Genomic DNA, 22,389 nt, shown 5'->3' with positions numbered 1-22,389 from the left:
TGTTACCCCCCGTGACCCGCCGCTGCCGCCGCGTTCGCCGCCGTGGGCAGCGCCGTGGCGATGTGCTCCAGAGCGGCGTCGTCGAGCGCCGCCGACACGAACCACGACTCGAACGCGCTCGGCGGCAGGTAGACGCCGGCGGCGAGCATCGCGTGGAAGAACGCCTTGAACGCCGGCACCTGCTGGGTGCGCGCGCTGTCGTAGTCCACGACGTCGGCGTCGGTGAAGAAGATCGAGAACATGCTGCCCGCGTACGACAGTCGGTGCGGGACCCCGGCGGCGGCAAGCGCGTCGGACGCGAGCTTGCCCACGACGGCGGCCGTCTCGTCGAGCTTGCGGTACAGCGCGTCGTCGGCCAGCCGCAGCGTGGCCAGGCCGGCGGCGCACGCGAGGGGGTTACCGGAGAGCGTGCCGGCCTGGTAGACCGGGCCGGCCGGGGCCAGCCGCGCCATGATGTCCGCGCGCCCGCCGAAGGCCGCGGCGGGCAGACCACCACCCATGACCTTGCCGTACGTCCACAGGTCCGCGTCGGAGGCGTCGAGGCCGTGCCACCCGGCGCGGGAGACCCGGAACCCGGTCATCACCTCGTCCACCACGAGCAGCGCGCCGTGCGCGTGCGCGATCCGGGCGAGCTGGGAATTGAACCCGTCGCGGGGGGCCACCACGCCCATGTTGCCGGCGGCGGCCTCGGTGATCACCGCGGCGATGTGCGGGCCCTCGGCGGCGAACGCCTCCTCGACGGCCCGGATGTCGTTGTACGGAAGGACTATCGTCTCGCTGGCCGCCGCGCCGGTCACGCCGGGCGAGTCGGGCAGGCCCAGTGTCGCCACGCCGGACCCGGCAGAGGCGAGCAGCGCGTCGACGTGACCGTGGTAGCAGCCGGCGAACTTGACGATCTTGGAGCGGCCGGTGAAGCCGCGCGCCAGCCGGATCGCCGACATGGTGGCCTCGGTGCCGGAGTTGACCAGGCGTACCTGCTCCATCGGGGTCCGGTCGACCAGCTCGGCGGCCAGCTCCACCTCGCCCGGGGTGGGCGTGCCGAAGCTGGTGCCCAGGGCGGCGGCGGCCTGCACGGCGGCCACCACCTCGGGGTGGGCGTGCCCGAGGATCAGCGGCCCCCACGAGCAGACCAGGTCGACGTAGCGGCGACCGTCGGCGTCGTACAGCCACGGGCCCTCGCCACGGACCATGAAACGCGGGGTGCCGCCGACCGCCTGGAAGGCGCGCACGGGGGAGTTCACCCCGCCCGGCACGATGGCGCGGGCGCGGTCGAACAGGGCCTCGGAGGCCGGCGCGTCGGCCGGGTAACGGCCTCTTCCGGCGGAAACGATGTCGGTCACGATGCCGCCATTGTGTCAGCGCCGGGCTGTCAACCGGCAGCCACCCCGGGCCGGGGTTATCAGGCTCACCCGCTGCCGGTGCCCGTGACCAGCCCGCACGCGGGTGGGGCGGCGGCTTGCGGCCTCGACAGGCCGGGTCGGCGGGATCGCGCTAGGCTGACCGGGTGGATCGTGCCGAACTGTCCATCACGCTACACCGGACGGGCGACGAAGCAGTGCTGCGCCTGGCCGGTGAGATCGACATGCTCACGGCCGCCCAGCTCAGCACCGTGGTCAACGAGGTGCTGGCCGACCCGCCTCCGCGGATCGTGCTCGACCTCGGCGGCGTCACCTTCTGCGACTCGCAGGGCCTGGGCACGCTCGTGGTGCTCAGCCGCAAGGCCAGTCACGCGCAGAGCCTGCTGATGCTCACCCACGTGGGCGACTTCCTGATCCGCGTCCTGGACATCACCGGCCTACGCAGCGCCCTGATGATCCGCAACGACCAACCAACAGGCTGACCCCCCGCCTCGCCCTGTTGATCAAGAGGTTTGCGTCAAAGATCGCGCTTCCGCTGACGCAAACCTCTTGATCACCGCGTCCGGGTGCCCCGCGGACCCTCGGGGGACCGTCAGGGGGTGGGGATGTTTCGGGTGTGAAAGGTGCGCAGGGCCAGGGCCAGGAGGGCCGCTGTCACGGCGGTCAGCAGGGCCAGGGGGGTTGCTGTCCAGTTGTCGCCGAGGACCTGTGGGGTGTGCGTGAACGGGGACAGGTCCAGCGCCCACTGACTCAGCTTCAGCACCGCGCCGATCTGACCGAGCAGCAGGCAGCCGGCGAGCACCGCCCAGGCCGCCGAGGAGAACCGGGGCAGCCAACCCACAAGCAGCGCCGCGAGCCCGGCGAGCACCCACGCCGCCGGCACCTGGGCCAGCCCGGCGCCGACCAGTCGGGGCAACTCACCGCCGACGTCGCCCACGCTCAGGCCGTACGCCAGCCCGGTCGTCAGGCCCGCCACGGCCAGCACCACCACCGGGCCGAGCAGCGCGAAGAGCAGGTGCGCCGCAAGCCAGCGGGTCCGGCTCACCGCAGTGGCGAGCAGCGGTTCGGCCCGCCCGGCGACCTCCTCCGCCCGCGCCCGCAGCGCGGCCTGGATGCCGTACCCGGCGGCGGCCAGCGCGGTCAGACTCAACGTGCCACCGAGGTACGCCTCGGCGAGCGCCGACGTGCCACCCAGCCGGGCCATGATCTCGGCGATCTGCTCGTTGCCCTGCACCGCGTCGCCGGCCGCGTCCGCCGCGCCACCAAGCACCAAACCGAGCAGCCCGAAGCCGATGGTCCAGCCGAGCAGTTGGCCCCGGTGCAGCCGCCAGGCCAGGCCGAAGGGACCGGCCAGCCCCGGACCGGCGGTGGCCGGGCCGAGCCGCGGCGGCAGCACCCCCGCGCCGAGGTCCCGGCGCACCGAGACGGGGTACGCGACGAGCGCGACCACCGCCGCGAACAGCACCGGCAGCAGCAGCACCCACAAGCGCTCACCGGCGAAGGCCCGTCCCCGGGGCGCCCAGCCCAGCGGCGAGAGCCAGCTCAGCCACTCGGCTTTTCCGGCGGTGCCGCCGGATCCTCCGGCGTCGCCCGCCAGCCGCAGCACGAAGGCCAACCCGAGCACGCCCAGGCCGATGCCGCGCGCGCCGCCGGCGCTCTCGGTGAGCTGCGCGGCCAGGCCGCCGACCGTGGCGAAGGCGACGCCTGTGAGCGCCACCCCCGCGCCGAACAGCAGCGAACCCGCGCCGGGCAGACCCGTGGCGACCAGACCGCCGGCGATGAGCAGACCGAGCAGCACATTCGCGGCGTACGTCACCAGCAGCGCCGCGGTCAGACCGGCGTACCGGCCGAGGACCGTCGCGCCGAGCAGCTCACGCCGGCCGGCCTCCTCCTCGGTGCGGGTGTGCCGGACCACGGTCAGCACACTTACCAACGCGGCGATCAACACCAGCAGGCCGGCCCGCTGGACGGCGAGCGCGCCGACGCTGTCGCCGAACACCGGCCCGAGCAGCGCGACGATCGACGGGTTGCTCGCGGTGCCGGCCAGGTACGCGGCCCGCTCGGCGGCGGTCGGGTACAGCTCGGCGTACGTGGCGGCGTAGCTGGCCGGCAGCACGGCCAGCAGGAGGACCCAGATCGGCAGCACGACACGGTCCCGCCGCAGGATCAGCCGCACCAGGTGCCGGGTGCCGGTGAACGGGGTCATGACCGCACCTGCTCGGCCTGGTAGTGCCGCAGGAACAGCTCCTCAAGCGTCGGCGGCTGGCTGACCAGGCTCCGTACGCCGATCTCGGTGAGCCGACGCAGCGCGACGTCAAGCGCGACGTCCTCCACGTCGAAGCGCACCCGCTGCCCGTCCACACGCAGGTCGTGTACGCCGGTGAGCTGACCCAGCCCGTCCACCGGACCGGTCAGCTCGGCCTCGATCGAGGTGCGGCGCAGGTGCCGCAGCTCGCTCAGGGTGCCGGTCTCCACGTCCCGCCCGTTGCGGATGATCGTCACCCGGTCGCAGAGCGCCTCCACCTCGGCCAGGATGTGGCTGGAGAGCAGCACGGTGCGGCCGTCGGCCTTGGCCCGGCGCACCCAGTGCTGGAAGACCTCCTCCATGAGCGGGTCCAGGCCGGAGGTCGGCTCGTCCAGGATGAGCAGTTCGACGTCCGACGCGAGGGCTGCCACCAGGCCGACCTTCTGCCTGTTGCCCTTGGAGTACGCCCGGCCCTTCTTGCGGGGGTCCAGCTCGAAGGAGTCGAGCAGCTCGGCTCGGCGGGCCGGGTCGAGCCCTCCGCGCATCCGGCCGAGCAGGTCGATGACCTCGCCGCCGGAGAGGTTGGGCCAGAGCGTCACGTCGCCCGGCACGTACGCCAGCCGGCGGTGCAGGGCCACCGCGTCGCGCCACGGGTCACCGCCGAGCAGGCGGACGTCCCCCGCGTCCGTCCGCAGCAGGCCGAGCAGCGCTCGGATCGTCGTCGACTTGCCGGCGCCGTTCGGGCCGAGGAAGCCGTGCACCTCGCCGGCGCGGACGGTCAGGTCCAGACCGTCCAGCGCCCGGGTCCGGCCGAAGGTCTTGACCAGGCCGGACACCGCAATCGGAGTTTCCATATATCGGAAGCTACACTCGTTTCACAAAGTTGTGAAGACAGTGAGAGTCGGGGCACCATCGGTGCCCACGAACCGCGCAGGGAGGGACCGCCATGGCAGCCGTCGACGGCCACGACCCGGTGCACCTCTTCGTCGAACGGATGGCCCTCACGTTCGCCGAGGTCGGCTTTCCCCGGATGGCCGCCCGGGTGTTGTTCACGGTGATGAGCGCCGACGACCCGCTGACGGCCGCCGAGATCGGCGAGCGGCTCGGGGTCAGCGCGGCGGCGGTCAGCGGCGCGGTCCGCTACCTCACCCAGTTCGGCATGCTGATCCGCGAACCCGTCCCCCGGTCCCGCCGCGACCGCTACCGGATGCCGGACAACCCCTGGTACGAGGGGACCATCACCAAGACCGCGATCTACAAGACGTTCATCGACGCGGCCGAGGGTGGTGTGGTCGCCCTCAACGGCCCGGAGACGCCGGCCGGCGAGCGGGTGGCCGAGATGCGCGACTTCTTCATCTTCGTCCAGGAGGAAATCGACTCGCTGGGTGAGCGCTGGCGGATCCGCCGGGCCCAGACCGGCCACCTGCGCCCCGGCGAGGCCTGACCGGTCGGGTCAGGCGGAGCTGCCCCAGCGGGCCTGCTCGAGTAGCTCCACCGCACGGTCCCGCGACTCCTGGTCGTCGGAGCGGAGCAGGGTGGTCGCCTCGTCGACCGCGTCGGTGAGCCGCCGCCACTGCGTGTCGCGCTCCCGGACCAGGTCCGACTGGGCGGCCAACTGCCGGGTCTTCACCCACAGCTCGACGAAGACCGACACCTTGGCCCGCAGCACCCACGGGTCGAACGGCTTGGTCAGGTAGTCCACCGCACCCACCTGGTAGCCCCGCAGCGCGAGCTGGGCGTCCCTGTCGGCGGCGGTGAGGAAGATGATCGGCACGTGCCGGGTCCGCTCCCGGCGCTTGATGTGGCTGGCCGTCTCGAAGCCGTCCATGTCCGGCATCTGCGCGTCCAACAGGATCACCGCGAAGTCGTCCACCAGCAGCTGCTTGAGCGCCGCCTCGCCGCTCTCCACGGCCACCGACTGAACCGGCAGGCCCTGGAGGATCGCCTCCAGGGCCATCAGGTTCTCCCGGCGATCGTCCACGAGCAGCGCCTTGGCCATCTGGGTCACGAAGTCTCCTCGATCCGGCCGCCGCTGATCCAGGACGACATCAACTCGATCAGGTCGTCCAGGTCGACAGGCTTGGTGATGTAGTCGCTTCCCCCGGCCGCGAGCGCGGACTCGCGGTCACCCGGCATCGCCTTCGCGGTCAGGAAGACGACCGGAAGGTCGGCGAACCGGTGGTTGCGGCGGATCTGGCGGGTCGTCTCGTAGCCGTCCTGATCCGGCATCATGGCGTCCATCAGCACGATGTCCACCTCCGGGTGCTCGGCCAGCAGGCGGACGCCGTCCGCCCCGTTGTCCGAGTACAGCACGGTCATGCCGTGCAGCTCCAACGCGCTGGTCAGAGCGAAGACGTTGCGGACGTCGTCGTCCACGATCAGCACGGTCGCACCGTCCAACTGACGGGTGACAGGCGCCTCCGGCCGCGCCGGCAGCAACTCAAGCGGCGGCATCAGCAGCGACGACGGCAGGCCGGCACGCTGCGGTGACGGCGACTGGGGCGCGACCACCGCGTCCGGCGCCAGCACCTGCGGCACGAACAACGTGAATGTCGAACCCTGCCCGGGCGCCGACGACACGGTGATGGTGCCCCCGATCAGCCGGGCCAGATCGCGGCTGATCGACAGCCCCAGGCCGGTGCCGCCGTAGCGGCGACTTGTCGTGCCGTCCGCCTGCTGGAACGCCTCGAAGATGATCGACAGTTTGTCGTCGGAGATGCCGATCCCCGTGTCGATCACCGTGAACGCGATCACCTGCTGGGCGTTGGTGAGCGCCGGCACGTCGAACACCACGTTCTCCGCGGCCGGGGCGATCCGCAACGTCACCGCGCCGTTGTCGGTGAACTTCACCGCGTTGGACAGCAGGTTGCGCAGGATCTGCTGCAACCGCTGCGCGTCGGTGACCAACGCCGGCGGCAGATCCTTGCTCACGCGTACCTGGAAGTCGAGGTTCTTCTCCTCGGCCTGCGGGGCGAACGCCTGCTCGACGTAGCCACGGATCTCCGTGAAGCGGATCTCGGTGGGCTCGACGTCCATCCGACCGGCCTCGATCTTGGACAGGTCCAGGATGTCGTCGATGAGCGAGAGCAGGTCCGAGCCGGCACTGTGGATGGTCCTGGCGAACTCGATCTGCTTCGGGTTGAGGTTCTGCTCCGAGTTCTCGGCCAGCAGCCGGGCCAGCAAGAGCAGCGAGTTCAACGGCGTACGCAGCTCATGGCTCATGTTGGCCAGGAACTCCGACTTGTACGCCGAGGCCCGCGTGAGCTGCTGCGCCTTCTCCTCCAGGCCGAGCCGGGCCAGCTCGATCTCCCGGTTCTTGGTCTCGATGTTGCCCTTCTGCTCGGAGAGCAGTGTGGCCTTCTCCTCCAACTCGGCGTTGGTGCGCTGCAACTCCGCCGACTGCTCCTGCAACTCGTGCGCGAGTCGCTGCGACTGGGCCAGCAGCTCCTCCGTACGCCTGTTGGCCTGGATGGTGTTGACAGCGATGCCGATGGTGAGCACCAGCCGCTCCAGGAACGACAGGTGCAGCTCGGAGAAGGCGGCCACGCTTGCGAACTCGATCACCCCGAGCAGCTCCCCCTCGAACAGCACGGGGAGCACCACCAGGTCGGAAGGGGGTGTCTCGGCCAGGCCGGAGCGCAGCGTGAGACGACTGTTCGGGGAGGCGCTGACCCGGATCGTCCGGCGCGAGAGGGCGGTCTGCCCGACCAATCCCTCACCCGGCCCGAAGGTGACGTCGTGCCCACGTGCCACGTACCCGTACGACGAGGTCAGCCGCAGCCGCATGCTGCCGTCGGCGTCGTCGGCCAGGAAGAAGGCGCCGAGCTGGGCGTCGACGAGCGGGGTCACCTCAGTCATGATCATGCGACAGACCTCGCCCAGGTCCCGCTGGCCCTGCAACAGGCCACCGATGCGGGCCAGGTTGGAGTCCAGCCAGCCCTGCTCGGCGTTCTTCTTGGTCGTCTCCCGGAGGGTGACGATCATCTGGTTGATGTTGTCCTTCAGCTCGGCGACCTCGCCCTGCGCCTTGACCGCGATCCGCTGGGTCAGGTCGCCGCGGGTCACCGACGTGGACACCTGGGCGATGGCCCGCAACTGGGTGGTGAGCGTCGAGGCGAGCTGGTTGACGTTCTCGGTGAGGTCACGCCAGGTGCCGGAGACGCCCTTCACCTGCGCCTGACCGCCGAGCTTGCCCTCGATGCCGACCTCGCGGGCCACCCGGGTCACCTCGTCGGCGAACGACGACAACTGGTCGACCATCGTGTTGACAGTGGACTTCAGCTCAAGGATCTCGCCCTGGGCGTCCACGGTGATCTTCTGGCTCAGGTCACCCTTCGCGACGGCCGTGGTCACCGAGGCGATGTTGCGGACCTGGCTCGTCAGGTTGGACGCCATCGAGTTCACGTTGTCGGTCAGGTCCCGCCAGGTACCGGAGACGCCCTTCACCTGCGCCTGACCACCCAGCTTGCCCTCGGTGCCCACCTCACGGGCCACCCGGGTCACCTCGTCGGCGAACGACGACAACTGGTCCACCATCGTGTTGACAGTCGACTTCAGCTCAAGGATCTCGCCCCGCGCGTCCACAGTGATCTTCTGCGACAGGTCACCCTTCGCCACCGCCGTGGAGACCTGCGCGATGTTGCGCACCTGCGCGGTCAGGTTCGACGCCATCGAGTTCACGTTGTCGGTCAGGTCCCGCCACGTGCCGGCGACCCCACGCACCTGGGCCTGACCGCCCAGCTTGCCCTCGGTGCCCACCTCACGGGCCACCCGGGTCACCTCGTCGGCGAACGACGACAGCTGATCCACCATCGTGTTGACAGTCGACTTCAGCTCAAGGATCTCGCCCCGCGCGTCCACAGTGATCTTCTGCGACAGGTCACCCTTCGCCACCGCAGTGGTCACCGAGGCGATGTTGCGGACCTGGCTCGTCAGGTTCGACGCCATCGAGTTCACGTTGTCGGTCAGGTCCCGCCACGTACCGGAGACGCCCTTGACCTGCGCCTGCCCGCCAAGGTTGCCCTCGGTGCCCACCTCACGGGCCACCCGGGTCACCTCGTCGGCGAACGACGACAACTGGTCCACCATCGTGTTGACAGTGTTCTTCAGCTCAAGGATCTCACCCTGGGCGTCCACAGTGATCTTCTGGCTCAGGTCGCCCTTCGCCACCGCCGTGGAGACCTGGGAGATGTTGCGGACCTGGCTGGTCAGGTTGCCGGCCAACTGGTTGACGTTCTCGGTGAGGTCCCGCCACGTGCCGGAGACCCCACGCACCTGCGCCTGACCGCCCAGCTTGCCCTCGATGCCCACCTCACGGGCCACCCGCGTCACCTCGTCGGCGAACGACGACAACTGGTCCACCATCGTGTTGACGGTGTCCTTGAGTTCCAGGATCTCGCCCTGCGCCGCCACCGTGATCTTCTGCGAGAGGTCACCGCGCGCGACAGCCGTGGAGACCTGCGCGATGTTGCGGACCTGGGCCGTCAGGTTCGACGCCATCGAGTTGACGCTGTCGGTCAGGTCCTTCCAGGTGCCCGCCACGTTCGGCACCTCGGCCTGGCCGCCGAGCTTGCCCTCGGTGCCCACCTCGCGGGCCACCCGGGTCACCTGCTCGGCGAATAGCCGCAGCGTGTCGGTGAGGTAGTTCATAGTCGCGGCCAACTCGGCGACCTCGCCGCGCGCGCCGACCGTGATCTTCTGCGACAGGTCGCCCTTGGCCACCGCCGTCGCCACCTGCGAGATCGACCGCACCTGGCCGGTCAGGTTCGACGCCATGGTGTTCACCGAGTCGGTGAGGTCCTTCCAGGTGCCGGCGACACCCCGGACGTCGGCCTGGCCGCCCAACTTGCCCTCGGTGCCCACCTCGCGGGCCACCCGGGTCACCTCGTTGGAGAACGACGAGAGCTGGTCGACCATCGTGTTCACCGTGCGCCCGATGCGCAGGTACTCGCCGCGCAGCGGCCGACCGTCGATCTCCAACGCCATGTGCTGGGACAGGTCGCCGTCGGCGACCGCCACGATGACCCGGGCGATCTCGGTTGTCGGTCGACCCAGGTCGTCGATCAGCGAGTTGATCGCCCGCTGCCCCTCCGCCCAGGAGCCGTCAAGCCCCTCGTCGTCGAGGCGCTCGGTGAGCCGACCGTCCCGACCGACGATCCGGCTGATGCGCCGCAGGTCCAGGTACTGCCGCTCCTGGAGCGAGACCACCTCGTTGAAGGCGTCCGCCACCTCGCCGGCCGCGCCGGCACGGCGGGGCAGCCGGACCTTCAGGTCGCCGCGACCGATCCGCCGGAGCGCCTCGGTCAACTCACCGAGGAGCGCCTCGTGGTCGGGCGCGGACGGGTCCGCGACCGACTGCTTCGCCGTGGTCATCATTCCTCGCTCAACTCGGGGGCGCCGTGCCCGTACGGACACACCGGCACCCCATATTGTGCCCGCGCGCGCCGTAGTGCCAGGGTGCGCGACCCGCCGGTCGGCCCTGGTGGCCTCCGCGATCCCCCCGGCGACGCCCAACCCGGCACAGACCTCGCCGAGTGGCGCTTGTCACCGGAAGGGCTCGTGGCTGCCGCTGTCCTCTGGACCGTGGCCCAGCCGCCGACGCCCGCCCCCGCCGATCGGGCATCGGCTTGGCACCCGGCGGGGGAACGGTGGAGGATACGGGGATGTCAGCCGAGGCGGGGGCCGCGACGGCCGGGGCCGGGAGCGGGGCCGCCCGGCGTGTCCGCCTGCCCGCCGACCGCCGTACGCCCGCCGCCGCCCGCGCGGTCGTCCGCTCCGTCCTCGCCGAGGCGCACCTGGACGACCTGGTCAACGAGGCGCTGCTGCTCACCACCGAGCTGACCACAAACGCCGTCGAGCACGCCGGCACCGAACTGGACATCGAGGTCGTCGCGGACGGTGTCGGGCTCTCCGTGACCGTCTCCGACTTCGCGCCCAGCTCGGGCAACGACGAGCTGACCGTCGGCACCCGCAACGACGCGACCGAGATCAACGAGGTCTCCGAGCGGGGTCGCGGGCTGCTGCTCGTCGACCACTTCGCCAGCCGCTGGGGCACCACGTACCTGCCGACGGGCAAGGGCGTCTGGTTCCGGCTGGACCGACCCGGGGCCGAGCCGGCGGCCGGATCCAGCGCCGGCGGCACGTCGATGGCGGGCAACCCCGGAGCCGTCGACAGCTCGGCGCCGAGCGCCGGCGCGATGAGCGAACTCATGCAGACCGCCCCCGACGTGTACGCGGACGACCCGCTTCCCGACTTCGCCACCAGCCTGCTCAGCCGGGTCGCCGAGATGGTAGGCGCGGCCGGCGGCGCGATCCGCCTGGACCGGGGCGACGGTCAGGGCCGACAGTTGTTGGCCCGCTTCGGCCGGCAGGCCCGCCCCGACAGCGAGCTGCTGCGGGTGCCGTTGACTGTGCACCGCCCGTACGCCGGGGAGCTGGAGCTGGACGCCGCGCCGTCGGCGTACGCCCGGCCGCTGGCGGTGCTCACCGCGGAGCGCCTGTCGCTGCACCTGGAGAACGACCGGCTGCGCCGGGCGGACGTACGCCGGCAGGCGTGGCTGACGTTCCTGGCCGAGGCGAGCGAACTGCTCGCCCAGTCGCTGGACGTCGAGCTGACCATGGCGCTGATCCCGCAGTTGGTGGTGCCCCGCCTCGGTCAGTGGTGCGCGGTGCACACCACCGACGAGTGGGGCCGGCTGCGGCTGGCGGCGGCCAGCCACGCCGACGAGTCGATGCTGCCGCAACTGCACAAGGTGCTGGCGGAGACCGGCCAGGATTCCATCCAGGCCCGGCTGCGCGAGGCGTCCCGCAGCGCGGCGCAGATCCCGCTCGGCGGGCCGATGGAGGGTTTCGCGGTCCCGCTCATCGCCCGTGGCCAGCGGCTCGGCACCCTGGCGGTGGGCCGGCACCAACGGCACCGGCACGACCCGGACGAGGTGGCGGTGCTTGAGGACGTGGCCCGGCGGGCCGCGCTGGCGATCGAGAACGCCCGGATCCACGCCGAGCGTCGACGGGTCGCGCAGACGCTCCAGCAGTCCCTGCTGCCGCCGGTGCTGCCAGTGGTGGACGGCATCGGCTTCGCCGCCGAGTACGTGCCGACAGGCGACGACGCCGAGGTGGGTGGCGACTTCTACGACGTGGTGCCGCTGCCCGACGGGCGCTGGCTCGTGGTGATCGGCGACGTCTCGGGCAAGGGCGTCCAGGCAGCGGCGGTGACAGGGCTGGTCCGCGACGTGATCCGGGTGCTTGTCGGCGACGGCAAGCCGCTGCCGGAGGCGTTGGCCCGGCTCAACGAGACACTTGTCGAGCGGGGTGGCGGCCGGTACTGCACGCTGGCCCTGGCGGCGGTCGGGCCGGGTGACGGTGATCACCTGGACGTCTCTCTGCACCTGGCGGGGCACGACCGGCCGGTGCTGCTGGCCGGTGGAGGCGGCGCCCGCTTCGTCGGCACCGGGGGCACGGCGCTGGGTCTGCTCGACACGATCACCTCGCCGACGGCGGAGATCACTCTCGCGCCGGGTGATTCGCTGATCTTCTATACCGATGGGGTCACCGAGCGGCGGCGCGGCCGGGAGCTGTTCGGCACCGACCGGCTGCGGGACGCGGCAGCGCCGTTGGCCGGCTACTCGGCGGACGTGGTCGCCGCCCGCCTGCGCGCCGCCGCGATCAACTTCTCGGTCGAGCCGCCCCGGGACGACATCGCCGTGCTGGTGCTCCGCAACGACGCGGTCTGACCGCCGGACCGACCGCGCTCGGCGCCGCCGCCGGGCGATTGCGGCGGCAGAGCCGCGGCAGCACGGGCCGACGGGTCACAGACCGCCGGGGAGACGACCGGGAGCGAGCCGGTGCTCCGGGTCGAGGTGCTCCTTCGCGGCCCGCAACTGTGCCAGGCCGGCGATGTCGCCCCAGAGGTCGACGGCCCGACGGACCGGTGCGGGAGCGGAGACGACAACGCAGCGGCCCTGCCGGGCCAGCAGCACGCCACGGACGGCGGCCAGGATGGACGCCACCCGGTCGGGCGCCACCGCGCCGGGCAGGGCTGCGTGCACCACGCCGAGCCCGGCCGAACCGCGCACCGGCACGGGAGTGCCGGCCGCGTCCCGCAGGGCGTAGACGGCGGCGTGCAGGTCGCTTATCGGCACCTCCAGGCGCAGCGCGGTGTCGCCGGGCGCGAACGGGTAACGCCGCCACCACGGCGGGGCGGAGTGGGCGACAGTCGCCTCGCCGTGCAGCAGGCCGACCAGTCGCTCGGCGCGCTCGGTGACCTCGGCCGGGCCGCCCTCCAGCAGCACGACCAGACTGCCGGCCCGCGACGGGGCGCCGGATCGGCCGGACATCGACGGGTGGCGCTCGCGGGCGGTGGCGGCCGGGTGGCCGGGCGGGTAGGCGGTGCGCGGCCGGGGCGGCCCACCGGGCAGGTCCAGCTCGATGGCCGCCGGCTCCAGTCGGGCGGCGAGAATCGCCCGGACCAGGTCGTGGACCTCCAGCGGCGTCCACACCGGACGGGACACCCAGAGCCGGCTGGCCGGCACCGGATGCACCCGCAGGCTCGCCGAGACCAGCACGCCGAGGGCGCCCTGCGAGCCGCAGAGCAGCCGGGCCAGGTCGAGCCCGGGCGCGCCGCCGCCGGCGCTGACCAGCTCACCGTCGGCGGCGAGGTAGCGGACGCCGAGGAGTTGGTCGCACGGGCTGCCGTGGCGGTGCCGGAGCGGCCCGGCCTCCCCGGCGGCGAGCACCCCGCCAAGCGTCGCGCCCGGTGACGGGGCGTCCATCGCGAGCCGCTGCCCGGTGCGCTCCAGAGTGGCCTGCACCGCCCGCAGCGGGGTGCCCGCTCCCACCTCGGCCACCGGCGCGCCGACCGGCTCGTGGCCGATGCCCGCCAGCCGGCCGGTGTCGAGCATGATGTCGACCTGCGTCGGGGTGGCGCCCCAGTCGATCTTCGTGCCGGCGCCCCGGGGCACCACCGCCAGGTCGTGCACGGCTGCCAGCCGCAGCACCTCGGCCGCGGCGTGCGGCCCACCGGGCACCGCCACCCAGCGGGCCGGACGCCCGGCCACCTCGTCGGCAGGGCCGGCGAGTCGGGCGAACGGCGGACCGCAGATCGCCGTCAGTCGCCTGGTGATCTCAAGGGCTCCGGACCGGCCGAGGGAACTCGCTGCTGCCGCCATGCCGGCTATCGTACATGTGTTCGAAAGTCGTGGTGACGGCCTTCGGGATGCCGCGGGTCCGGCGCACGGGGTGAGCCGGCCGGTAACGTGGCCGCCGTGACCACCGAGACTGCCCCGCCCGCGGCGAAGCGGGTGCCCACCGAGCGCACCCACCACGGCGACACAGTCGTCGACGAGTACGCCTGGCTCGCCGCCAAGGACGACCCGGAGACGATCGCCTACCTGACCGCCGAGAACACGTACACCGAGGAGCGCACCGCGCACCTGGCCGCCCTGCGCGCGGAGCTGTTCGAGGAGACCCGTCAGCGCACCCGGGAGACGGACCTCTCCGTGCCCACCCGCAAGGGCGCGCACTGGTACTACACCCGGACGATCGAGGGCCAGCAGTACGGGGTGCACTGCCGGCGCGCGGTCCGCGACGGCGAGACCGACCCGCCGGTCAGCGCGGACGGCGCCCCGCTCGACGGCGAGGAGGTGCTGCTCGACGGCAACCTGCTGGCCGAGGGGCACGACTTCTTCTCGCTGGGCGCGTTCGACGTCAGCCCGGACGGGCGCTGGCTGGCGTACTCGACGGACTTCTCCGGCGACGAACGGTTCACCCTGCGCGTGAAGGACCTGAGCACCGGCGAGCTGCTGCCGGACGAGGTGCCCGACACGTTCTACGGCACCGCCTGGTCTGCCGACGCGTCGGTGCTGTTCTACGTGACTGTCGACGACGCCTGGCGGCCGAACCGGGTGTGGCGGCACACCATCGGCGCCGCCGCCGCCGACGACGTGGTGATCCACCAGGAGGACGACGAGCGGTTCTGGGTGGGCGTGGAGCTGACCCGGTCGGAGAAGTTCATCCTGATCGACATCCACAGCAAGGTCACCAGCGAGGTGCTGGTGATCCCGGCCGGCAACCCCACCGGGGCGCCGGCCGTGATCGCGCCCCGCCGGCAGGGCGTCGAGTACGCCGTGGAGCACCACGGCCACCGCTTCCTGATCCTGCACAACGACGGCGCGGAGGACTTCGCGCTGGCGTTCACCTCGGCGGACACCCCGGGCGACTGGGTGCCGCTGATCGAGCACACCCCGGGCACCCGCCTGGAGGCGGTCGACGCGTTCGCGAACCACCTGGTGGTGTCGCTGCGCACCGAGGGGCTCACCGGCCTGCGGGTGCTGCCGGTCGGCAGCGACGACTCGTACGACATCGACTTCCCCGAGCCGCTCTACAGCGTGGGGTTGGACGCCAACCCGGAGTACCGGACCGGGCAGATCAGGCTGCGGTACTCGTCGCTCGTCACCCCCGACTCGGTGTACGACTACGACCTGGTCACCCGCCAGATGGTGCTGCGTAAGCAGAAGCCGGTGCTGCCCGGCCCGGACGGGCGGCCGTACGACCCGGCGGAGTACGAGCAGCACCGCGACTGGGCGCTCGCCGACGACGGCACGCGGGTGCCGATCTCGCTCGTGTGTCGGGTCGGCACGCCCCGGGACGGCTCGGCGCCCTGCGAGCTGTACGGCTACGGCTCGTACGAGGCCAGCATGGATCCCTGGTTCTCGGTGGCCCGCCTGTCCCTGCTGGACCGGGGCGTGGTCTTCGCGGTGGCGCACATCCGCGGCGGTGGAGAGCTGGGCCGGCGCTGGTACGACCAGGGCAAGATGCTGGCCAAGAAGAACACCTTCACCGACTTCGTCGCCTGCGCCCGGCACCTCGTCAAGTCCGGTTGGACGGCCGGCGACCGGCTCGTCGCCCGGGGCGCCTCGGCCGGTGGGCTGCTGATGGGCGCGGTCGCCAACCTCGCCCCGGACGCGTTCGCGGGGATCGTGGCGCAGGTGCCGTTCGTGGACGCGCTCACCTCGATCCTCGACCCGTCGCTGCCGCTCACCGTCACCGAGTGGGAGGAGTGGGGCAACCCCCTCGACGACCCCGAGGTCTACGAGTACATGAAGTCGTACACGCCGTACGAGAACGTCGCGGCGGTGGACTACCCGGCGATCCTCGCGGTGACCAGCCTCAACGACACGCGAGTGCTCTACTCCGAGCCGGCGAAGTGGATCGCACGGCTGCGGGCGACCGCCCCGCAGGGCGACTACCTGCTCAAGACCGAGATGGGTGCCGGGCACGGCGGCCCGAGCGGACGCTACGACGCGTGGCGGGAGGAGGCGTTCATCAACGCCTGGATCCTGGACCGCCTCGGTCGCGCCTGACCCGTTCCGCCGCCCACCGCATGATCACGCTCGATCCTGGAAGTAGTCCCCTCGACGGCTCGGGAGGCCACTGGTTCCAGGATCGAGCGCGATCATGACCCAGGCGGGTGTGGCGCGGTCCGGGCCGGGCCGGAGGGGTGACGGCCTAGACTTCCGGCGTGACCGGGGCAACGGAGGATGGCGGCGGGTCGGCCGACGAGGCTCGCCGGCCGAGCATCGCCGTCCTCGCCCGGGACCGTCGCGTCTGGCTGATCCTCGCGGTGGTCGCCGGGCTCCTGGTGTGTTGCTGCTCGGCAGTCGTCGGCACGCTCGTCGCGCTCTCCGCCGGCCTGCTCAGCGCCTGACGCGGCCTGCCACCCCGGCTCAGGCCGTCCGCAGCTCGTCCACCGCCGTGCTCACCCGCAGGAAGAGCAGGCCGACGCCGACCGTCACCAGCACCGCCGCCAGGGCGCCGGCGCCGAGCCAGGCCAACTGCTCCAGGGGTACGGGGATCACCCGCTCCGCCTCGGCGATCTGCACGATCCGGGTGTACTGGTCGCGGGTCGCCGGATCGGCGCAGAGCGCCGCCGTGGCGTCGCACACCATCGTCGACGACCCGCCCGTGCTGACGCTGGGGAAGAGTCCTCGGCCGAGCAGCGCCCCGACGGTGAGCGCCAGCAGGATCGCCGGCACCGCCGGGGTCAGCGCCTGCCAGGCCACCGATCCGCTCAGCGTGCCGCGGGGCACGCCGGTGGCCACCAGCGCGGCGTAGGCGCGTCGGCGGGCGACGATCCCCTCGACCAGCGCGACGATCAACCCACCCGCCGCGATCAGCACCGCCACGGCCACCGCCGCGTCGACGAGGTCCATTGTCGACAGATAAAAGGGGTTGATGTCCGCGTCCACGCCGGCGAGGCGGCTCTGTTCCCGATCCACCTGGTCCTGCACGGCGAAGTACGCACGCTGCGCCGCCGCGCCGGCACCGAAGATCACGGCGGCCAGCAGCGCCGCGAACGTCCGGCTGCCCGCCCAGGGGTCGGCCATCAGCCGGCCCGCCGCGAGCAGCGCCGACGCGCCGCGGGCGTGCCGGTGCAGCAGACGCCCGCAGGTGTGCGAGATCCAGCCGGTGCCGACGACCACGCCGACCATCGCGGCGAGCCCACCCGCCAGGAGCAGCAGTGGCAGAACCCAGCCCCACAACACGTCGTTCCCGTCCATCCGGCCCAGCACCGGGCGCACGGCGACGAAGGAGACCAGGCCCAGGCCGATCAACAGCCCGGCCCAGGGGCGTGGACCCCGTTCCCGCACGGCCTTGCGACTGACCCCGAGCGGGCTGGTCGTGACCGTGCGCAGCATCAGGGCGGTGGCTGCCGCCGCCAGCAGCGGCAGACCCAGCACCACCGCGACCAGCGCGCCTGCCGACGGCAGCACGTCGGTGGGCAGGGCCAGGCGACCCTGCTCGTCCGGCCGGTGCAGCAGCTCGCGACCGACCAGGTAGACGCCCAGCCCGGCGATGGTGCCGAGCAGGCTCGCCAGGCCGGTCTCCAGCACCGCCAGGCCGGTGACCTGACCGGGCGTGGCACCGGCCAGCCGGAGGGCGGCGAGTCGCCGGTCCCGCGCCGGCGCGCCGAGTCGGGCGCACTGGCCGGCCAGCGCCAGCACCGGGATGGCCAGCATCAGCAGCGCGAACGCCGTCCCCCCGCGCAATCCCGGCTCACGCAGCAACTCGTTGCGGTACTGCTCGGACTCCGCCCAGGCATCACCCGCCGGTTTCTGGATCGCCAGCACGGTGAGCGCCGCCAGCCCGGCCAGCGTCGCCAGCAGGGCACTGAGCGCGGTCAGCACCACCCGTGCCGTGTCGGTCCGGTTGCCGGCCAGCGCGAGCCGCACAAGCGTCGCCGGCCTCACCGGGCGCCGCCCGCCAACGGCACGTCGAGCCCCAGGCCGGTGTGGTCCACCACGCCGTCGCGCAGCACGATCTCCCGATCGGCGTACGCGGCGATCCGCGGCTCGTGGGTGACCAGCACGACAGCGGTGCGTTGCTCCCGGGCCAGGCGTACGAGCTGGGTGAGCACCTGCTCGCCGGTGAGCGTGTCCAGCGCGCCGGTCGGCTCGTCGGCGAAGAGCACCCACGGTTCGGTGACCAACGCCCGCGCGGTGGCGCACCGCTGCTGCTGACCGCCGGACATCTCGCCCGGCCGGAGGTCGGCCAGGTCGGCCACCCCGAACCGTTCCAGCCAGGTGAGCGCCGCCGTCCGTGCCTCTCGCCGCCCCGTGCCGGCGAGGAGCAGGGGCAGGGCCACGTTCTCGGCAGCGGTCAGCTCGGCCACGAGCTGGCCGAATTGGAACAGCACGCCGAACTCGGTGCGCCGCAACCGGGACCGGGCCGCCTCCGGCCAGGTGTCGATCCGCTGGCCGCGCCAGGTGACCTCGCCCGCGTCGGGCCGGAGGATCCCGGCCAGGCAGTGCAGCAGGGTCGACTTGCCGCAGCCACTCGGACCGGTGACCGCGACGATCTCGCCCTCGGCCACGTCGAGCGTCACACCGCGCAGGGCGGGTGTCGGGCCGTACGCCCGAACCACGCCGCGAGCCTGGAGTTGCGTCACGGATGCACCTCCCGGTGCCAGTCGGCGACCCGGCCCAGGGTGGTGTGCAGCCACCGCAGGTCCGCGTCGAGGTGGGCGATCGCGAAGTCGGCCGCGACCACGTCGCTGAGGGTGGCGGCCGGGTCCGCCTTGACCGCCGTCAGCTCTCGCAGCCGTGCGGTGTGCGCGGCTCGCTGGGCGACCAGGTACGACCGGGCGCGGTCGACGTCGGCCACCAGCAGCGCCACCACGACCTTGGCGAAGAGCGTGCTGGCCACGTACGGCATCGGTGGTTCAACAGTGGACAGCCACCGGTCCAGCGTGGCACGACCCTCACCCGTCAGCTCGTACGTCGTGCGGTCCGGCCCGGAGGCCCGATCCTGGCCGGCGGTGGCCACCAGGCCGTCCCGTTCCAGCCGGCCGAGGGTGGCGTAGACCTGCCCGAACGCCAACGGCCGAGCCCGCGGCAACCGCTGGTCATGCGCACGCTTGAGCTCATACCCGTGCCGGCTGCCCCCAGCGAGCAACCCGAGCAGCACATGCGGCGTGGACACCCGGCCCACTATTCACCGAGCGAATACCGCAAGTCAACACCCACCCCCACCCCTCCCCTCCCACCCCTCCCACCCACCCCACCTACCCGCCGCGGTGATCAAGAGGTTTGGGTCAGATCTGGTCGCGCTGATGACGCAAACCTCTTGATCACCGCGGCGGGTGGGGTGGGAGTGGGTGGGGGTGGGAGTGGGGGGTTGGGGGTGGGGGGTTAGGGGGTTTGGGGCCAGGTGGGGGTTCGGCCGGTTTGGGTCAGGAGGTGATCGAGGTCGGGGTTGGTGGAGGCGGGGGTGGTGGAGGCGGGGGTGGGGGTTGCGATGGGTGGGGTGGGGGTGGGGTCGGCGAAGACGCCCATCTTGCGGGCTGTCGGGCCCAACTGCTCGACCAGGGCGTGCAGCTCGACCACCGCCTCCGGGTCGGGCCGGTAGGGCTGGCCTGTCGCGACGGCGAGGTCCCAGCCGTGCACGATCAGGTCCAGCAGCGCCATGCCGCCGACGACTGTCTGCGGCAGCCCCATGCCCGGCGAGACACCCTCCAGGGTGGACGGGTCCGACCAGGCGGCGACCAGGCGGTCGGTCTCGACCGGGAACCGGTCCCGCCAGCCGTCGTCCAGGTGGTCGGGTTTCTCGGCCCACTCCACAGGCCTCTTCTCGGCCAGGTCCTGGAAGTTCACCACCACCTCGAACAGGTGGTTGAGCAGATCACGGACCACGTAGTCGCGGCACGGAGTGGGCAGGTCGAGCTGGTCGTCGGCGACGCCGCGCACCACGTCGACGGTTCGCGGCGCCGCAGCCGCCAGCAGATCGCTAGTCTGAGTGGCCATATGGCCAGCGTATGAGGGTGGTCTTGAAGAAATGCGACAGCGACCGCGCGGCGACAGTCGGGGCATTCTCGACCCGGCGCGGTTGCTGCGCGAGGTCCGCTTCCGGCGGCACCTGCCGGCCGAACCGCTGCGCCTGTGGGTCGAGCACTACTGGTTGATCGACTGGGCGTTGAGCGCGCCGTTCGAGCAGCGGATCGTGCCGCACCCGGCGGTGAACGTGGTGTTCCGGAGCGACAGCGCGACCAACCGGGAGACCGACCGCGACAGCGAGCGCAACGGCGACCGCGCCAACGACCGCGGCAACGGCCGCTACGCTCACGGCGACGCGGCGGAGTCCGGCGAGGTGGCCGGGGTGGGCCGCGACCTGTTCCGGATCACGCTCACCGGCACCGGCCGGGTCTGCGGGATCCAGTTCCGCCCCGGTGGCTTCCACCCGTTCTGGCGTCGGCCCGTGGCCGAGCTGACCGGGCGTCGACTGCCACTGCCCGCCGGTCGGCTGGCCTGTCCCGCCCGTCCGGTGTGCGCGGGCAGCGACGCCGACCGTTGTCGCGCGCTCGACGCGGCGCTCACCGCGTGGGCGCCCGACCCGGACCCGGCCGCCGCGGAGGCCGTCCGGCTGGCCGAGTCCATCCGGGCCGACCGGACGGTGCTGCGCGTCGACGAGTTCGCCGCGCGCCACGACGTTCCGGTCCGCCGGCTGCAACGGCTCTTCACCGAGTACGTGGGGGTCGGCCCGAAGTGGGTGATCCGCCGCTACCGCCTCCAGGAGGCCGTCGAGCGGGCTGCCGGCGCTCCGCTGGACTGGGCGGGACTCGCCGCCAACCTCGGCTACAGCGACCAGGCCCACCTGGTCCGCGACTTCACCGCAGTCGCCGGAGTGTCACCCGCCGCGTACGCCCGCTCGGTGCGCTGAGCCGCACCCGCCCCGGCGAGGAGCCGCTCGCGTGGTCAGCGACGGCGCAGGACGACAACGGCGACGTCGTCCTGGATCTTGGACGGGGCCAGTTCCACGAGCAGGCGGGCGCAGAACTCGTCCAGGTCGTCGTCCACCGTGGCGGCCACCGCGGCGAGCGCGGCCAGCCCCTCGTCGATTGTGGCGTCCCGGCGCTCGATCAACCCGTCGGTGTAGAACACGAGCGTGGCGCCGGCCGGCAGGACGAACTCCAGGTCGGCAGGTCGGGGCGCGCGGACGCCGAGCAGTGGCGCCGAGTGCTGCACGAACTCGATCTTGCCGTTCTGCTGGAGCAGCGGGGGCAGGTGGCCGGCGCTGGCAAGCCGGACCCGCCCGGTCGGCGGGTGCAGCAGCAGGACGCAGAGCGTGGCCAACTCGTCCGGCAGCAGGGTCCGCATCAGCTCGTTGACCCGGTGCAGGATCTCGCCGGGCTGGTGCCCCTCGACCGCGTACGCCCGCACCGCGTGCCGCAGCTCGGCCATCACGGTGGCCGCGTGCAGCGAGTGGCCCGCCACGTCGCCGATCGCCAGCAGCAGGTGTCCGTCGAGCATCACCAGCTCGTAGAAGTCTCCGCCCACCTCGGTCTGCGCGCTGGCCGGCTCGTAGCGCACCGCGAGGTCCAGACCGGCGACCGTGGGCAGGCTGCGCGGGAGCAGGCTGCGCTGGAGGGTGACGGCGATCCGGTGCTCCTCGTCGAAGGAGCGCTGGGCCTCGACCGCCGCCGCGACGGCCTGGGCGAGTTGCACGAGCACCGGCGTGCGGGCGGTCTGGGTGGCGGTGGGGACCACCACGTACAGCGGGGCCCGGTCCTCCCGCAGCCGGGCTGCGGCCACCGTCACCGTGTCGTCCGCCGGCCAGGCGAGCAGCCCCCAGTTCGCCGGGGCCTCCACCTTTACCGTGGCGCCCGTGGGCACCCCGGTGTCGTCGACGACCCACGGCACGATGACCGCCTCGGCGCCCGGGCCGGCGCAGATCCCGGCCAGGCAGTCGCCGTCGAACGTCTCGGCGATCACCGCCGCCGGGCTCTTGAAGATCTGCGCGGCGCCCTCAGCGGCGACCTCGAGCAGCCGCGCGAATGTCGACGCGGCGTGCACCGCCACAGTGGTGTCGGCCAGGCCGAGGAGCCGCTCGGCGAGCAGTTCGGCTCGCTGCCGGGCCTGGTAGTAGCGCAGGACCGCCCGGGTGGTGGCGATCAGCTCCTCCGGCTCGATCGGCTCGGCCAGGTAGGCGTCGGCACCCCGGGTGAGCCCCTGGGCCCGGTCGGCGACGTCCACCGCGTGCGCGGAGACGTGGATCACCGGCATCGCCGGATGTGCCTCCTTGATCCGTTCGCACACCTCGTAGCCGCTCAGGTCGGGCAGCCGGACGTCGAGCACCACCAGGTCGATCCGGTCCGTGCCGACCCGGGCCAACGCCTCGGCGCCGTTCTCCGCTTCGAGGACTGTGTACCCGGCCCGGGTCAGCCAACTGACCAGCAGGTAGCGCTTGGTACGACTGTCGTCGACCACCAGGAGGGTCGCCGGGCCGCCATCCACC

Annotated in this window: 17 protein-coding genes; 6 read left to right on the top strand and 11 right to left on the bottom strand. The window is 72.4% G+C overall.

The genetic code is table 11. The features are described 5' to 3' along the window. Nucleotides 1-2 precede the first annotated feature (2 nt). Entirely contained in the window at nucleotides 3-1,340 is a 1,338-nt protein-coding gene (gene hemL, locus OOJ91_RS22705; protein ID WP_266248002.1) for a glutamate-1-semialdehyde 2,1-aminomutase, read from the bottom strand. 164 nt (nucleotides 1,341-1,504) lie between these two features. Between hemL and OOJ91_RS22700 the strand changes: the two genes are divergently transcribed. Next, on the top strand, nucleotides 1,505-1,840 hold the full coding sequence (locus OOJ91_RS22700) for an STAS domain-containing protein (RefSeq protein WP_007454492.1): 336 nt from the start codon (nucleotides 1,505-1,507) through the stop codon (nucleotides 1,838-1,840). A gap of 110 nt (nucleotides 1,841-1,950) precedes the next feature. On the opposite strand, the gene OOJ91_RS22695 is transcribed toward OOJ91_RS22700, so the two are convergent. Both OOJ91_RS22695 and OOJ91_RS22690 read right to left on the bottom strand, forming a co-directional pair. After that, the gene (locus tag OOJ91_RS22695; RefSeq protein WP_266247994.1) at nucleotides 1,951-3,564 is read right to left on the bottom strand and encodes an ABC transporter permease; all 1,614 of its coding nucleotides are present in this window, start codon (nucleotides 3,562-3,564) and stop codon (nucleotides 1,951-1,953) included. Next, nucleotides 3,561-4,457 carry an ABC transporter ATP-binding protein gene (locus tag OOJ91_RS22690; RefSeq protein WP_266247992.1) on the bottom strand — a complete coding sequence of 299 codons (897 nt, stop codon included), beginning with the start codon at nucleotides 4,455-4,457 and terminating at the stop codon, nucleotides 3,561-3,563. Before OOJ91_RS22690 ends, OOJ91_RS22695 begins: the two co-directional genes overlap by 4 nt. A 92-nt stretch (nucleotides 4,458-4,549) precedes the next feature. On the opposite strand from OOJ91_RS22690, the gene OOJ91_RS22685 reads away from it, so the two are divergent. Continuing rightward, on the top strand, nucleotides 4,550-5,047 hold the full coding sequence (locus tag OOJ91_RS22685; protein WP_266247991.1) for a GbsR/MarR family transcriptional regulator: 498 nt from the start codon (nucleotides 4,550-4,552) through the stop codon (nucleotides 5,045-5,047). 9 nt (nucleotides 5,048-5,056) lie between these two features. On the opposite strand, the gene OOJ91_RS22680 is transcribed toward OOJ91_RS22685, so the two are convergent. Together OOJ91_RS22680 and OOJ91_RS22675 are read right to left on the bottom strand one after the other, a co-directional pair. Beyond that, complete coding sequence (locus OOJ91_RS22680) at nucleotides 5,057-5,611, bottom strand: response regulator (protein ID WP_266247990.1); 555 nt, start codon at nucleotides 5,609-5,611, stop codon at nucleotides 5,057-5,059. Further along, on the bottom strand, nucleotides 5,608-9,975 hold the full coding sequence (locus OOJ91_RS22675; protein ID WP_266247988.1) for a HAMP domain-containing protein: 4,368 nt from the start codon (nucleotides 9,973-9,975) through the stop codon (nucleotides 5,608-5,610). The genes OOJ91_RS22680 and OOJ91_RS22675 overlap by 4 nt, the downstream gene beginning before the upstream one ends. 290 nt (nucleotides 9,976-10,265) lie before the next feature. On the opposite strand from OOJ91_RS22675, the gene OOJ91_RS22670 reads away from it, so the two are divergent. Next, nucleotides 10,266-12,335 (top strand): SpoIIE family protein phosphatase, encoded by a 2,070-nt coding sequence (locus OOJ91_RS22670; RefSeq protein WP_266247986.1) that lies wholly within the window; start codon nucleotides 10,266-10,268, stop codon nucleotides 12,333-12,335. Between the two features lie 75 nt (nucleotides 12,336-12,410). Here the strand turns inward: OOJ91_RS22670 and OOJ91_RS22665 are convergent, their stop codons facing one another. Beyond that, nucleotides 12,411-13,769 (bottom strand): FAD-binding oxidoreductase, encoded by a 1,359-nt coding sequence (locus OOJ91_RS22665; RefSeq protein ID WP_266247985.1) that lies wholly within the window; start codon nucleotides 13,767-13,769, stop codon nucleotides 12,411-12,413. Between the two features lie 96 nt (nucleotides 13,770-13,865). Between OOJ91_RS22665 and OOJ91_RS22660 the strand changes: the two genes are divergently transcribed. Then, a complete protein-coding gene (locus tag OOJ91_RS22660) occupies nucleotides 13,866-15,962 on the top strand; it encodes a S9 family peptidase (protein ID WP_266247983.1) in 2,097 nt (698 codons plus the stop codon). A 158-nt stretch (nucleotides 15,963-16,120) separates the two neighbouring features. Then, nucleotides 16,121-16,306 carry a hypothetical protein gene (locus OOJ91_RS22655; RefSeq protein WP_266247981.1) on the top strand — a complete coding sequence of 62 codons (186 nt, stop codon included), beginning with the start codon at nucleotides 16,121-16,123 and terminating at the stop codon, nucleotides 16,304-16,306. 19 nt (nucleotides 16,307-16,325) lie between these two features. Here OOJ91_RS22655 and OOJ91_RS22650 read toward each other — a convergent pair whose 3' ends face one another. The 4 genes from OOJ91_RS22650 to OOJ91_RS22635 all read right to left on the bottom strand — a co-directional run bounded on the left by OOJ91_RS22650 (nucleotide 16,326) and on the right by OOJ91_RS22635 (nucleotide 19,901). Continuing rightward, complete coding sequence (locus OOJ91_RS22650; protein ID WP_266247979.1) at nucleotides 16,326-17,849, bottom strand: FtsX-like permease family protein; 1,524 nt, start codon at nucleotides 17,847-17,849, stop codon at nucleotides 16,326-16,328. After that, on the bottom strand, nucleotides 17,846-18,547 hold the full coding sequence (locus tag OOJ91_RS22645) for an ABC transporter ATP-binding protein (RefSeq protein ID WP_266247977.1): 702 nt from the start codon (nucleotides 18,545-18,547) through the stop codon (nucleotides 17,846-17,848). The genes OOJ91_RS22650 and OOJ91_RS22645 overlap by 4 nt, the downstream gene beginning before the upstream one ends. Next, nucleotides 18,544-19,080 (bottom strand): PadR family transcriptional regulator, encoded by a 537-nt coding sequence (locus OOJ91_RS22640; protein WP_266247975.1) that lies wholly within the window; start codon nucleotides 19,078-19,080, stop codon nucleotides 18,544-18,546. The genes OOJ91_RS22645 and OOJ91_RS22640 overlap by 4 nt, the downstream gene beginning before the upstream one ends. 209 nt (nucleotides 19,081-19,289) lie before the next feature. After that, nucleotides 19,290-19,901, bottom strand: a complete 612-nt coding sequence (locus OOJ91_RS22635) for a TIGR03086 family metal-binding protein (protein WP_266247974.1) — start codon at nucleotides 19,899-19,901, stop codon at nucleotides 19,290-19,292. 31 nt (nucleotides 19,902-19,932) lie between these two features. On the opposite strand from OOJ91_RS22635, the gene OOJ91_RS22630 reads away from it, so the two are divergent. Further along, nucleotides 19,933-20,814: a helix-turn-helix domain-containing protein gene (locus OOJ91_RS22630; RefSeq protein ID WP_266247972.1), complete on the top strand. Its 882-nt coding sequence runs from the start codon at nucleotides 19,933-19,935 to the stop codon at nucleotides 20,812-20,814. Nucleotides 20,815-20,849: 35 nt separating this feature from the next. On the opposite strand, the gene OOJ91_RS22625 is transcribed toward OOJ91_RS22630, so the two are convergent. Next, entirely contained in the window at nucleotides 20,850-22,388 is a 1,539-nt protein-coding gene (locus tag OOJ91_RS22625; RefSeq protein ID WP_266249807.1) for a SpoIIE family protein phosphatase, read from the bottom strand. Nucleotide 22,389 lies beyond the last annotated feature (1 nt).

Source organism: Micromonospora lupini, from assembly GCF_026342015.1.
GTDB classification, from domain to species: Bacteria; Actinomycetota; Actinomycetes; order Mycobacteriales; family Micromonosporaceae; genus Micromonospora; species Micromonospora lupini_B.
The sequence above is the reverse complement of the archived record's forward strand: the minus strand, read 5'-3'. Positions and strand labels throughout refer to the sequence as shown.